This is a genomic window from Psychrobacter sp. TS_SC_6 (assembly GCF_056156305.1).
The window spans coordinates 2,230,623-2,244,866 of the sequence record NZ_CM149590.1 but is presented as its reverse complement, the minus strand read 5'-3'; the positions used below and the strand labels follow the sequence as shown (position 1 = coordinate 2,244,866).

Below are 14,244 nucleotides of genomic sequence, written 5' to 3'. Positions count from 1 at the left end.
TCGTAGCGACTTTTGCTCACCTTCGTTATTATAAAAAATTGTGATACAACATAGCGATACCAGCATTATTCATTTGGTCGTAAGTCACTGACCTCATTGTCAGATGTTCAAAGTTTCCAGCGCTCGTTTGGTCTTGTTTTTATAATGTTTCGAGTCATAAAGCGATAACTTTATGATCCGCGATAAGTGCCGTAGCCGTGTGCGCTAAGCAGTAGCGGCACATGGTAGTGACCGTTGTCTTGTATCATAAAATCGATGACCACTTGTGGATAAAATGCTGTGAGGTTTTGTGTATCAAAATATGCTTGGGTATCAAAGGTCAGCGTATAGCGACCGATATCTAAATGATACTGGGCAATATCAATTTCTGGATTAAATGCCCAGCTATCTGGTGTCACGCGACCATCAGCGTTGGTGACACCGTTTGCCAATAATGACGGCTCGCCACTGGCGCTAATACGATGTAGCGTCACTGCGATATCAGCAGCAGGCTTGCCAAGATGGGTGTCTAAAATATGTGATGAGAGAGTACCTGACATAATAATTCCTTTTATGTATGAGAGAGACAAAGCAAGATTTAAGCGTCGCCTAACAGTTTTTGTAAACGTAAACGCGTGATTTTATTTTGTTCAGTAGCCGCATTGAGCAATTCAGTCTTGCGATCATTTGGCAGGCGAGCTTGCAATAGATCAAGCATTTGCTGCGCGCTTTTACCAGTTGCAAAGACGATAAAGATAAAGCCGAATTTATCGAGATAGTCTTGATTGCCCTGTGCTAACGCTTCAAGTACTGCATCTTCAGCGTCATTGGCGCCTGATTGCTCATGAGCGGCACTGTCTTGCGTATTGCGATACTTCTCCTTTAGTGAGTCGACATTACCGATCTGTGGATGACCATCAAAAGCTTCTAGCAAGTTAGCTTCACTCACTTTAGCTTGTTGCCATGCGTCATCGCTTGCGCTCAGTAAAGCCTCTGTATCTGCAAACGGACGCGCGTCTGCCAAGGTTTGCGCCCATTGACTACTGGTACAGCACGTTAGAAATTCTGAGGTCGCATTGGCTTGCGAGAGGGCGTTCAGTTGCGGTAGTGATAAGCTCACAGTGATATCCTTATCTGTTGACACAAAGTGTTGACGGATACACATTTATCATTTGAGTGATATGAATTTATAAGGTACAGACAGTATCGTGTGCTGATATTAGTCTGTTGATTACTTAACTCAGGGAAAACTCAGGTGAAAGTAGTATCGATTGAGTCATAATTGGTTAATATATATCCATTCTGCTTAAACCTGACTAAATGGTCAACTACTTTATGCAAAATATTTTTATTTTTTTCTAGATATGCTAATAATCAGTGTGTTTATTCACAGTTTATCTCAAAGTCACGCTAGAATATGGTACTTACTGATATAAATGTCTAATGGTGCAACCTATGACTCAAATTTCTAAAGCAAAAGCTTCATCCGCCTCTGAGAGCGTGGTTCATCGCAATCAGCAGGATATTCGCGCCCAAAACCAAGCGGTGATTTTGACTGCCGCTGAAGAAGAGTTTGTGCTGAAAAGCTATCGCGGTGCCACCATGCAAGGTATCGCCGATCGAGCAGGGCTGCCAAAAGCCAATGTGCATTACTATTTTAAGAGTAAGACCAATCTGTACAAAGTGGTTTTGCGTGCCATCATTCAAGAGTGGAATGATGGCTTGGTGACGATGACAGTAGACAGCGATCCAAGAACTGTTATCGAAAAGTTCGTCCGTACCAAATTGCATCAAGCATTTACAAACCCAAATCGCCATAAGCTATTTGCGTTAGAGGTTATCGGCGGTGCCCCGCATTTACATGATTTTATGTCGACTGCGATGAAAGATTGGGCGCTGGATAAAACACAAGTTATGAAGATATGGCATGAGCAAGGCAAAATCGCCATTGCTGACCCTTTACAGCTATTGATTTTGATTTGGGCAACCACGCAGCGCTATGCAGAGTTTGAAACAGAAATCGTCGGCTTAATGCAAAAGAGCGCGTATGATGAGACAGACGAGGCACGCGCTGCTGACTTCTTAATACCTTTTATACTACGAGGTTGCGGACTCGAGTAGTGGTAGATTGGAACAACTGCTATTACTGAATGGCTTGACGTATAAAGGATTGCTTTAACGATATCGCTGCTAATTAGCGCTTTATCATTAAAACAATCCTTTTTCGTGTCATTCAGAAAAGCTTTTTACATTGTCTTATACAATCATCTGAGCTTTCACTATTAAGCGGCTTTTATGTCATCTTCAAGATGCTGTTCAGCCGTATCAAACTCAGTGCCAAAGCTTTTTGGTAAAATCATATCAAGCGTAATCGCGATAATACCCGATACGGTCACTGCTGAGCCAAAGATATTACGGAACATCTGCGGCATTTGTGCAAATACATCAGGCACAAAGGCAACACCCATCGCCAAACCTAGAGAAGTGGCTATGATTAAGATATTACGATGGGTAAAGTTTACGGTCGAGAGTATGCGAATACCAGCAGTCGCTACGGTTGCAAACATCAGCAGTGTCACACCACCAACTACTGGTTTTGGCAGCTGAGTGAAGATAGCACCTAGGATAGGGAATAAACCCATAAAAAATAAGATACTACCGACATAAAAACCCACATAGCGACTAGCGATACCCGTCATCTGAATAACGCCATTATTCTGGCTAAAAGTAGTGACTGGGAAGCTGTTAAAGATGCTAGCAATGGCAGAGTTGACACCATCAGCTAATACCCCACCTTTAATACGCTTCTCATATAGTGGACCTTTGATAGGCTCGCCTGAGATCATCGAGGTCGCGGTCAAATCTCCGGAAGTCTCAATACTGGTAATGATATACATAAAGGCAATCGGTATAAACGCTTGCCAATCAAAACTAAAGCCAAACTTAAAAGGCACAGGTACAGTCAGTAGCGGGGCTTGTGAGACTAATGAGAAGTCAATACGACCCATAAATGCTGCTACCAGCAAGCCTAACATCAGACCAATAAAAATAGCGCTTGAGCGAATGACTTTATTGGGTACGATGCTAATAAGCACGACACTGATTAATACCCCACCGCCCAGTAGCAAATTCTCCATGCTACCAAAATTCTCTGCACCAACACCGCCTGCTAGATCGGTTAGACCAACTTTGGTTAGTGACAAACCAATAGTGACAATGACACAGCCGGTGACGATGGGGCTCATCAAGGATTTAAGTTTAGTAATAAACTGACTCAAGAATATCTCGACAAAGGCACCTAAAAATGTCACGCCAAAAATAACAGAGAGAATCTCCTCAGGACTACCACCTCGGTTTTTTACCACAAAACCTGCGGCTAACACTGCCGCTAAGAAACCAAAGCTGGTGCCTTGCAGAGCCATTAGCCCTGAACCGACAGGACCAAATTTACGGGTTTGAATAAAGGTTGAAACCCCAGATACCATTAGCGCCATACTGATCAGGTAGGGAATATGCTCACCTAGACCCAAAGCACCGCCAATAATCAATGAGGGCGTAATAACACCAACAAAAGCAGCGAGTACATGCTGTACCGCACCTAAAAATGCTTTTACAGGGCAGGACGGTCGTGCAGTCCGTACAATAAATCGGGATTTCCTTGAGTATGCTCACTCATTTTGGCTTTCTCCTAAAGTGACTTTTAGTCCAAGCTCTGTAAAGATATTTAGAGACAACGTTACGTGGATAAATAGGAGACATATGAGGGTCTCTATAAACCCTTATCGCTGCTAGCTGTTTACACAGTATCAAATACAGAGTCGCATGATCCTTATGCAAATACATGCAAGCAAATAACAAGTATTTCTCAGTCTGACCGATAGTCACATTTACAAACCTGACTAATTAGTCAACTATATTAGGGTATATGTAGTTGGCAGTATATTGCAATCCTTTTTTTGCCATTACGCGTTTATAAATAATTCCTCAGTCGCTGATAATTGCCTGTGCATATGACTCATTATCTTCTAAACACTAATATATTAAAGGGATTTGTCAGATGTGCAGAGGCTAATGCCAGCATACACAGCCACTAAGAGAAAGTTTCTCAGATTAAATATTGCCAAATTGTTAATACTTCGTTATTATGCCTGTCAATATTTAAACGCTAATCATTATCATTAGTGTTAATAACGTCATTATTATATGAAACTTAACAATTATTAAAGCACCAAGCTTTTTAAAAGTGATTTTGGGCAAAAATTACTGATTATTGGTTTCTTAAACAAGTTTTAAAATTCTTTTATTAGATAAAGTGAGTATGTTATGCGCGAAGTAAAATCAGCAAGATTTTCTAGTCGATTGACCGTATTGTCTATGGGCGTAGCAGCAGTATTAGGTGCACAAGTGGCGAGTGCTGCTACCTCAGAAAATATGCCGAGCACTACCTTACAGACCATCACTGTGACGGCAAACAGCTCAGTACGTGAAAGCGTGCAAGAGCGCGGCATGGATGTAGAAGGCTATACCCCAGCTGCGCAGGCAAGCCACTTAAGTGGCTTTTTAAATGTCGTACCCGGTGTCACCGTAGGCGGTACGTCAACAGTTAATCAGCGCATACGGGTGCGTGGGCTTGACGATACCAATCTCAAAGTAACGATTGATGGCGCCCGTCAAGAAGGCACGCTGTTTTATCATATGGGCGATGTGACCATTGACCCTGATTTATTAAAACAAGCGGAAGTGTCAGTCGGCAATAACTCGGTAACGCTAGGTAATGATGCGCTAGGTGGTGCAGTGGCCTTTACAACGGTTGATGCCGTAGATTTATTGAAACCGGGGCAAAAAATCGGTGCCAAATTGCACGCAGGTTATGCTAGCAATAATGACGAACTACTCACCTCAGCGACTGTGTTTGCTGCACCGTCTGATAAAGTAGATTTATTGGCTTATTATGGCAAGCGCGATACCAGCCCGGGCGAGGATGGTGATGGTCGTGAGCTGTTTGAAGACAGTACAAGTGAAAATATCTTATTAAAGGCTGGCGCTTATATTGCCGATGATCATCATTTCGGCGCCAGCTTTAGCCGTACTGATAAAGAGGGTATTTTCCCATTCCGTCCTGATTTTCCTAGTCGCACTGATGCCCCAATACCGCAACAAATTAAGCGTGATACTTTCGGCCTTGATTATAAATTCAATCCTATCAATAAGTTGATTGATGTTGATGCTAATGTTTATCAAACCGAAACACAGATTTCTCGCGATACCGACTATACAACAAAACCAGGTTATAACTGGGAAGCAGGCGTCAAAACCACTGGTGGGAAAGTTCAAAATACCAGCATTATTGATACTAATTTTGGTACACATAAATTAATCGCTGGTGTTGAGCACTATAAAAAAGAATCTGAGCTTGAGCGCGACTTCGTTAAAAAGGGCACAGATGAAGCCAAAAATACCTCGGTCTATTTAGAAGATCAGTGGAAAAATGGCAAATTAGCTCTAACGCCGGGTGTACGCTATGACCGTTATGAGTCGCCTGAATTTGTTGCTGGTGGCAAAACTTATGATAACGTCGTCGGTGCCCTTGCTGCCAGTTATGAGATTGCGCCGATGACGCAAGTGTTTGCCAGCTATAATCAGCTATTTAACGGTCCTGATTTGAGCCAAGCAATTTTTAACTCAAACGGTGACAATACCTACGTTAATAGTGACTTAAAAGCAGAAGAAGGCTCAAATGCTGAGATTGGTATCGTTACCACATTACGGGACTTAACAGTAGCAGGGGATGCGCTACAACTGAGCGGCAAATACTTTGAAACCGATATCGAAAACTACATTGAATTTGTTCGTTCTGGTGGTACCAACATTGGCTTAGACTGTGCAACTGGACAACAAGGAACAACAAGTTCACCTAAGCCTTGCCAAGGTGCGGTCAATAAAGATGAAGACTTTAAAATCAAAGGTATTGAGCTTGCTGCTGATTATAAAATGGACAATTTTAGTATGGGTCTAAGCTATGCTCGCGCTCGTAGTAAAGGTGAAAAAACAGGCGATAGCATTCCATCTGTCACTGGTGGTAGCTCTAACTCAGGCGATCGTTACATGGTGAACTTAAACTATGAGCCAAATGATACCGTTGGTCTAGGTTGGCGCAGTACTTATGTGGCATCAATAACCGACAATAAACAAAATACCAAGCCAAATTATGATGTGCACGATGTGTATATGAATTTTTCACCACGTCAACTTGATAATATAAAGGCGACGGTTGGGGTATATAACCTCTTTGATGAAGCTTATGCCAGTCATGCTTCAAGATACAGTGCATCAGATGACAATTTTACCGACTTTGAACCCGGTCGCAATATCAAAGCATCTTTAACTTATCAGTTCTAAATTTATACCAATCATGCGTAAAAAATGAGTATCAAAAAAGCCAGCTGCTTTATGTAAGAGCTGGCTTTTTTATGTTGAAACCTCTTTTTTAAATCATATGTCTTTTTTAAATCGTTTTATACGTCTTTAACACATCAGCATTTAGCGCAATTCTAACGCTAAAATTAACAAAGAATAATAATCAATGATTTCATTTAACCTGCGCCAAATTTGCCTATGGATTCACCGTTATACTGGACTTGTGATGGCCACTTTTTTACTCATGGCTGGTATAACGGGCGCACTATTGGCATTTCACGATGAGCTGGACGTGGTATTTAATCAGCGTTTGGCGGTTGTTGAGCAAGCGCAGACACCGCCATTGGCTATCGCCACCCTGCATGACAAGGTGATAAGCCGCTATCCTGAATACAGTTTTTCAACCATGCCCGTGGCAATCGAGCTTAACCGCGCTGTTGTCTTTGCGGTTGATAAAAATAAAGGTGATGTAAAGGTAGAACCTAAACCCTTGTTCCAAGAGGTGTATATCAATCCCTATACTGCGGATATCATTGGGGCACGTGATAAAGACGAGTGGGCATGGCGCAATACCATGTGGAAAGTGTTCTGGCTGCATCGTGAGTTATTGCTTGGTGATATCGGCAAGCTGGTACTGGGTATTATTGCGCTTGTTTGGACGATGAATTGTTTTATTGGATTTTATTTAACCTTTCCGAGAGCACTTAAAAAGAAAAACACTCAAAAAAATACAATACCTAAAAAACGTGCGTCGTTTCTAAAGCGCTGGCTGCCTGCGTGGAAAATCCGAACCACAACCAATACCTTTAAGCTTAATTATGATGTGCATCATGCGTTTGGTTTATGGTTGTGGCTGATGCTGTTTGTGATTGCTTGGTCAAGTGTGGGTTTTAATTTGCAGCAGATCTATAAGCCGGTGATGCAAGCGGTGGTAGGGCTTGATAGTAAAGCAGGCAACAAAGGCAAAGAAAGTAAATCAAATAAAGCAGATAAATCTAGCGCCCCAGTGAGCACTGAAATGATCACTGCTAATATTGTTAATAAAACCAATAGTATCGATTATTTAAGCAAACAAGCGAATATTGCCGCGCAAGAAAACGGCTTAATCGTACAGCAATTATTGGGTATTCGCTGGGTTGAGGAGGATAAACAGTGGCAGCTGCGCTTTAAAACCAATCAAGACATTGGCAAGAAAAGTGGCGCGTCTTCAATTACAGTAAATGCAAGAGATGGTAGCGTTGAGAAAGTAAATTTTGCTTATCAAAACGCCTCATTTGGTCATAAAGCTGATCAATGGCTATCCACCTTACATATGGGACATATCAGTCATGGTGTCGGTCATCTGGCATATCAGATATTCTTGGCATTGATTGGACTAGCCGTTGCCGTCTTGTCTGGTACTGGCGTGTATTTGTGGTGGAAAGGTCGACAGCAACGCTTAAAATCTTTGCGAAAGCTGAGATAAAATAGGTCTAAAAGTGACAAAGCCGCTTATAAGTACGATTTTAAGCCGCATCTACGATTACCGGACGACCTTGATGATTAAGTACAGTCACATCAACGTTATAGAGATCTTTCATGGTTTGTTGGGTGATGACATCGACAGGACGTCCAATAGCTTGTACTTGACCGTCCTTCATGGTCACCACCGTATCAGCAAACTGGGCGGCTTGATTGATGTCATGGAGGACAATGACCACGGTTTTTTGCTGGCTATGACTTAACTCGCGCAGCTCACGCATCAAGCGTCCGGAATGATACATATCGAGATTATTTAGCGGCTCATCAAGCAATAAATACGGCGTATCTTGGCAAACAATCATCGCAATCAGCACTCGTTGGCGCTGTCCGCCTGATAAGGCAGATAAAAAACGCTCCGCTAAGGACTCAAGCTCAAAGCGCTCGATAATCTCTTTGACATTTTGCTGATCTGTCGCCGTAGGTCGTCCTTGATGATACGGGTAGCGCCCAAACATCAGCAATTCATGCACTCGCAGCCGACCTTGTACATGATTGTCTTGACTAAGCATTGCTACCGTTGTCGCAAGGGTACGCGCATCGCATTGAACAATATCACGTTCCTCATCATCTACAGCAAAGCTAACCTGTCCGCTTTGCAAGGGTTGCAACCGCGCCATCACCGAAAATAACGTCGATTTACCAGCGCCATTGGGACCAATTAAAGCGATGACTTGTGACGGTGGCAACAATAAGTTGATATCGTGTAAAATCTGCTGCTTGCCAATATGATGCGATACACCCGTTATTTTTATCATAATGCTTCTTTTTTTAGCTGAATGTTTAATAAGTGTTTAGAATTTTTAATTCAAGCGCCGCTGGCTCATAAATATCAATGCTAAAAATACCAAGCCGCCTGCCAGCTCAATAACGACGGATAATACGCCTGCCATACCGAGTACTTGTTCAAAAAGCGTTTGACCAAGTACCAAGCAAATCATCGCTACTAAACTCACTAAAATAAGCCGTTCGCTATGATACATATGACGCGCCATTCGATTGGTTAAAGCGCAGACCAATAAGCCAAAAAAGGTCACTGGACCGACCAACGCCGTAGCTGTAGCAACCAATACCGCGATAACAGTTAATAGCCCAAATGCCAAACGTTGATAGTTAATACCAAGGTTAGTTGCCTGCGCTTTACCCAACATGAGCACATCACATGGATACCGCCAGCGCCAAATAAATAGCGCACTCACGACACAAATAAATAGACTGATGACTAATAGCTGCGGATTGACCGTATTAAACTGCGCGTAACTTGCTGATTGCACCACTACAAAATCATCCGGATTAATCAGTCGCGCAATCAAGGCTGATAAGCTGCGAAACAAGACTCCAAAAATAACCCCCACCAATATCAGCCGCGTTAAATCCTGACTGCTTTTGGAAAACAGTAATTTAAACAGCAATAACGACGCGCCAAACATCAATACAATCTCAAGCGAAAATTTGGCAACTGGATTAAGACTGGTGAAGCTAATCGCCCCGAGAAAAAATACCAATACGCTTTGTAATAATACATACAGCGAATCAAAGCCCAATAATGAGGGCGTGAGGATAGGGTTATGGGTTAAAGTCTGGAAAAGCAGAGTAGAGACGCCAATCGCATAGCCGACAACCATCAGTGTCAATAGTTTTTTACCCCGTAGTGGCAGAGCAAAGTCCCAATGCCCATGGACATTGAGGGTTAAAAATAATATAGCGGAGATTAATAAAACAAGAGCAGCAACATATTTAGGATATTGACTGATAGCCAACCATAGCCTTGCCCGGAATTTTAACAGGGGGTTCAGGTTGGCGGGAGCATTCTTAGCAGCACTATCAATAGTAGCATCAGTCGTTTGACCAGATGAGGCAGAAGGTAAAAACATACGCTAATCTTATAAAAGAGAGTGGCAAGTAAAACAATGATAATTTAGATAATTTAACTCATTTAGGACTCAGCAGGCGCACGTAATAACAGCCATAAAAAAACTACCGTTCCGACCACACCAAAGACGGTCGCTACCGGAATCTCGAACGGATAGCGAATCGAGCGCCCGATAATATCGCATAGCAACACCGCTGAAGCGCCCAATAACGCTACCGCTGGCAAGCTGCGCCTGAGCTTATCGCCCATAATGCGACTAACGATATTCGGCACGACCAAACCAATAAAAGGAATCATTCCAACCGTCACGACGACCACGGCACTCATCATGGCGACCATACCAACGCCAATCCATGTTACATGACGCTTACTAATACCCAAATTTAAAGCAATATTATCGCCCAAACCAATGATGGTCAGCTTATCGGCGATAATATAAGCAATGATACATAGCACGCCAGTTAACCATAGCAGCTCATACCGTCCTGACAACACGCTTGAGAAATCACCAAATTGCCAAACGCTGAGCATCTGTAACGTTTCTGTTTGATAGGCAATAAAGGTGGTAATAGCATTAATAATTCCGCCAAAGACAATGCCAATCAACGGAATCATTAAAAAATCTGTCGGCGGAATACGATGAATCAGCAGCATAAAGAGCATCATGCCAAATACCGCCGCAATGGTTGCCACACTCATTTTTATAATTAGCGCGCTGGCCGGAAAGAGCAGACTCACCACCAGTAAGCCAAGAGCAGCGCTTTGAGTTGCGCCAACCATAGATGGCTCTACAAAGCGATTCTTGAGTACCACTTGAATAATCATCCCAGCCACTGCCATGGCAATGCCGGTCAAAATAATAGCAATCGTCCGTGGTAAGCGGCTGACCAACATCAGTGAGCTGTCTGAGTTGGTACTATGATTGATGAGGCTATGAAAAACACCTGACCATGAAAAGTCAGCAACACCGATAGATAAACTTAGCAATACCAACATTCCCATGAGGACAAAGCTTGCTGTATTTATTAACCAAGGCGCTATTTTTGCGTGTCGTGATTTAGGATTTAACTGACCATTTACCTTCTGCTGCCATCTTAAGGGTACAGAAGATATAGATGTATCACTATTAGCGTTATCAATATCAGTGGCGTGATTAGAAAATAGAGGCATGACGGCTGCTAACTTATGGCTGGCGTAAAGGGTAGACGCAAGAATGGGCACTTACGTCTGTTTTTCAACGAATAAAAATGTTTACTTTGCTTGGCTAAATGCTGTTTTAATCGCGGTCAAATCTTGCATCCACTGATAATAGCCGCCAAATGCTAGGTATGAATCTGGGCTTAGATAGACCACTTGATTCTTTTTCCAAGCCGTCGTTTGCGCGACTAATGGATTGTCCAAGACAGCTTTTGCACCAACGCTTTCTTCACCGATAGCCGCGCTACGGTCAATCACAAACAGCCAGTCAGGGTTGGTTTTTTGCAAGTATTCAAAGGAAACCGGCTGACCATGATCGGCGTCTTTTATCTGATTATCAACCATAGGTACGCCAAGTACGGTATGGATAAAGCCAAAACGTGACTTTTCACCATAAGCAGACAACTTATTACCATTAACCATGATGACCAAGCCATTGCCGTTATCTTTGGTTGCTGTTTTCGTCTCACTAATAAGACCGTCGATATCCTGTTGCAACTTCAAGGCTTGATCGCTTTTGCCAAATAATGCACCCAAATCATGCAATCGCTGTTTGCTAGACTCATAGATATTGGTAGTATCAATACTCATATCGAGCGTTGGGGCGATGCTTGAGAGCGCATTATATTTCTCTGCCATACGCGAGCCAACCAAGATAGCTTGTGGCTGCATTGCGTTTAATGCTTCAAGATCTGGCTCAAATACTGTGCCGACTTCTTTCGGAGCTGGTTGAGTTTTTGAATGCAGATTATTCAATTTTAGACCGCTTGGCATGCCATCAACAGCGACATCGAGTGCTGCCAAATCCTGCATCAAGGTCATGTCATAAACGACTAGCGGGGATGGGTTGATTGCTAAATCAACAGAACCCTTAATGGTATCAACGCTAATAGTGGTCGCAGAAACCGCCTCGTTAGTGGCGACATTTTTGGCTTGATCAGCGGTTTTATTTTCAGTGTTGCTATCTGCGGGTTCTGAGTCATTAGATTCAGGAGCGCTACAGCCAGTTATGGTAATACTAGCAAGCAGTGCAGTCATTAGTGCAGCTATTAAGGGACGTTTAAAGACAGGAGTAGCATGGTGGATAGAGAATGAGGTAATAGACATAGATAACTCGGTATAGGACGGGTTTTGGCAGTTTTATACAACCTGCTCGATAAAAATCTTCATTTAACAGCAGGTTAAATAATTCAGCTGCTATCATAAAGTAATTGAGACGTATTATCAATAAAGATGATAATGATTTTTATTAGTTAAGTGTATTAAGGTTATAATAAACTCGCATACTGAACTAGATTGAGCTTAAAAACTCACAATGCTAACTGAAATACTAGAAATTTACTATTGATAATAATTATCGTTTGCATTATTATCACCACCATTCTATGACGGTTAAATGCTAGAGTATTATGAGTTCAACGGATTTAGAGACGCCCCCACTTAGATCAATCTTGATAGCTATACTAGTTGTAGTAGGGCTTCACGTGCTTACGGCAGTGGCATTGGTGGCAATGAAACCGTCTGCGCCGAAAGTCGCGCTACCCAAACAGACGCCGCCTATTGAAATAGAGCTGGTATCATTACCTGCTGCTTTACCTAAAGAGCCGGTAAAAGTTGCCAAAAAACCTGTTGAAAAAGAAGTGACTAAGGTTGTGATAGATGAAAGTACACCAGCGCCAAAACCACAGGCTATAATAAAACCAAAGGCAGTCACAGAGACGCCAAAACAACCAGTGGTACAAGAACGCAAACCTGATATTACACCGCTGGTCAAAAAAGAAAAGACAACGTCGATTGCCCAAGAAAAGCCGTCACAAAAACAGACTAAGCAAGAAGAGCCAGATCCTGCCATTGATAAAGCCATATCTGAGCAGCTTGCTAATAACCAAAAGGTCAACAATCAGCAAGCTGAGCAGCATCGATTTGTAGCAGCACAAGTGGAAAAAGCAGCGCAAGAAGTACAGATGCAACAGGCGCAAGCTCAGGAAGCGCAAAGAGTAGCAAATGCTAAAGCCGCTCGAGATGCCCAAGCTAAAGCGAGTGCCGAAGCAGCAAATGATGCGGCTCAAAAAGCAGCAAGAGCGGCTAAGCAAGCAGAAGAGGCCGCTAAAGCCGCCGCTGCCAGCAATACACCGATGAATTTTAATGCCAGTAGTGCCAATTGGCGTGCGCGTCCCAACTTTAGCTTTCCTGATCGTGGGGCACGTGGTGCCAATTCAGGCGATACCTTTAACTTGGTGTTATTACTACGCGTGAATAAGCAAGGCGGTATTGATAGCGTTAGTTTGGTACAGTCTTCTGGCAATGCCATTTTAGATAGAGAGGCACAACGCCAAGTGCGCTCAGGCAAGTTTAAACCCTTTACTAATGATGCTGGCGCACCAGTGGTTGGCAATGTGACCTTGCCTGTGAGCTACGCAGTACCTTAATGATTATCCATCTATAAAAACATACATTATAATCTTTTCACGATAAGACTAAATGCGATAGTCGCTGCAGGTTTATGTGATGGCACAACTTACTAGGGAGTCTGATATGGACTTTATGCAATACTGGCAAATCAGCGACATGGTGACAAAAACTTTGTTCTTTTTGTTGCTTGCTTTATCTGTTCTTTCTTGGATCACGGGTATTATTCGTGTGCTACAAAGTCGAAAATTGGCAGCAATGGTTGCCGATGACTTAAGTCAGCAGATTCAGGCAAAACGCTCAGAATGGAGCGTGGCAGATACTGCGACACGGCGCTTGATGACAGAGCAGACGTTACTAAAGCACATTGGTCGTTACCGTTTTGCTAGCGAGCGCGGTTTGCCAATCCTTGGTACAACGGCAGCCATTGCGCCATTTATCGGTCTGTTTGGGACAGTTTGGGGTATTTTTCATGCTCTACATAATATTGGCATGAGCGGTCAAGCGGGACTTGGGCAGGTAGCGGGACCGGTCGGTGAGGCACTTATCATGACAGGTTTAGGGATAGCTGTGGCCATTCCAGCGGTGGTATTCTATAACCTTGCCGTACGTATCAATCGTAGCATCATGTACCATGCAAATGATCGCGCCCATGATTTACTGGCACAATCTGCTGAGCTGGCAGTCACACAACAATCATCAATAAATAATGAACCTGCCGTGACTCAAGCTCAGTTAGTAAAAGGTAATCATACAGAGACTCAAGCCCCTCAACAAACAGAACATTATCATAAATCAGCGCCATCACAGCCGTAACCCTATTTATTGATAGGGTTTTACATTAAAAGAAA

The 14,244-nt window shown here is 42.9% G+C and carries 12 protein-coding genes; 5 read left to right on the top strand and 7 right to left on the bottom strand.

Features of this window, described 5'->3' with window-relative positions; translation table 11 throughout:
- Positions 1–170: 170 nt before the first annotated feature.
- On the bottom strand, positions 171–539 hold the full coding sequence (gene uraH, locus AC0J5Y_RS09490) for a hydroxyisourate hydrolase (RefSeq protein ID WP_475130456.1): 369 nt from the start codon (positions 537–539) through the stop codon (positions 171–173).
- Positions 540–577: 38 nt separating this feature from the next.
- On the bottom strand, positions 578–1,099 hold the full coding sequence (gene uraD / locus AC0J5Y_RS09485; RefSeq protein WP_475130455.1) for a 2-oxo-4-hydroxy-4-carboxy-5-ureidoimidazoline decarboxylase: 522 nt from the start codon (positions 1,097–1,099) through the stop codon (positions 578–580).
- Positions 1,100–1,434: 335 nt separating this feature from the next.
- Here uraD and AC0J5Y_RS09480 point away from each other — a divergent pair, with 335 nt between their 5' ends.
- Entirely contained in the window at positions 1,435–2,100 is a 666-nt protein-coding gene (locus tag AC0J5Y_RS09480) for a TetR family transcriptional regulator C-terminal domain-containing protein (RefSeq protein ID WP_475130454.1), read from the top strand.
- Between the two features lie 161 nt (positions 2,101–2,261).
- Here AC0J5Y_RS09480 and AC0J5Y_RS09475 read toward each other — a convergent pair whose 3' ends face one another.
- Positions 2,262–3,539, bottom strand: coding sequence for a nucleobase:cation symporter-2 family protein (locus AC0J5Y_RS09475; protein WP_475132146.1), 1,278 nt, complete (start codon positions 3,537–3,539; stop codon positions 2,262–2,264).
- Positions 3,540–4,302: 763 nt separating this feature from the next.
- Here AC0J5Y_RS09475 and AC0J5Y_RS09470 point away from each other — a divergent pair.
- Both AC0J5Y_RS09470 and AC0J5Y_RS09465 read left to right on the top strand, forming a co-directional pair.
- Entirely contained in the window at positions 4,303–6,378 is a 2,076-nt protein-coding gene (locus AC0J5Y_RS09470) for a TonB-dependent receptor domain-containing protein (RefSeq protein WP_475130453.1), read from the top strand.
- A gap of 244 nt (positions 6,379–6,622) precedes the next feature.
- Positions 6,623–7,861, top strand: a complete 1,239-nt coding sequence (locus AC0J5Y_RS09465; RefSeq protein WP_475130452.1) for a PepSY-associated TM helix domain-containing protein — start codon at positions 6,623–6,625, stop codon at positions 7,859–7,861.
- Between the two features lie 40 nt (positions 7,862–7,901).
- On the opposite strand, the gene AC0J5Y_RS09460 is transcribed toward AC0J5Y_RS09465, so the two are convergent.
- The 4 genes from AC0J5Y_RS09460 to AC0J5Y_RS09445 all read right to left on the bottom strand — a co-directional run bounded on the left by AC0J5Y_RS09460 (position 7,902) and on the right by AC0J5Y_RS09445 (position 12,091).
- Positions 7,902–8,672, bottom strand: coding sequence for an ATP-binding cassette domain-containing protein (locus tag AC0J5Y_RS09460; protein ID WP_475130451.1), 771 nt, complete (start codon positions 8,670–8,672; stop codon positions 7,902–7,904).
- A gap of 45 nt (positions 8,673–8,717) precedes the next feature.
- Positions 8,718–9,788 carry an iron chelate uptake ABC transporter family permease subunit gene (locus tag AC0J5Y_RS09455; RefSeq protein WP_475130450.1) on the bottom strand — a complete coding sequence of 357 codons (1,071 nt, stop codon included), beginning with the start codon at positions 9,786–9,788 and terminating at the stop codon, positions 8,718–8,720.
- Positions 9,789–9,850: 62 nt separating this feature from the next.
- The gene (locus tag AC0J5Y_RS09450; protein WP_475130449.1) at positions 9,851–10,957 is read right to left on the bottom strand and encodes an ABC transporter permease; all 1,107 of its coding nucleotides are present in this window, start codon (positions 10,955–10,957) and stop codon (positions 9,851–9,853) included.
- Between the two features lie 81 nt (positions 10,958–11,038).
- Positions 11,039–12,091 (bottom strand): siderophore ABC transporter substrate-binding protein, encoded by a 1,053-nt coding sequence (locus tag AC0J5Y_RS09445; protein ID WP_475130448.1) that lies wholly within the window; start codon positions 12,089–12,091, stop codon positions 11,039–11,041.
- A 377-nt stretch (positions 12,092–12,468) separates the two neighbouring features.
- Between AC0J5Y_RS09445 and AC0J5Y_RS09440 the strand changes: the two genes are divergently transcribed.
- Positions 12,469–13,413: a TonB family protein gene (locus AC0J5Y_RS09440; protein ID WP_475130447.1), complete on the top strand. Its 945-nt coding sequence runs from the start codon at positions 12,469–12,471 to the stop codon at positions 13,411–13,413.
- A 106-nt stretch (positions 13,414–13,519) separates the two neighbouring features.
- Positions 13,520–14,209 carry a MotA/TolQ/ExbB proton channel family protein gene (locus AC0J5Y_RS09435; protein WP_475132145.1) on the top strand — a complete coding sequence of 230 codons (690 nt, stop codon included), beginning with the start codon at positions 13,520–13,522 and terminating at the stop codon, positions 14,207–14,209.
- The last annotated feature ends 35 nt before the right edge of the window (positions 14,210–14,244 follow it).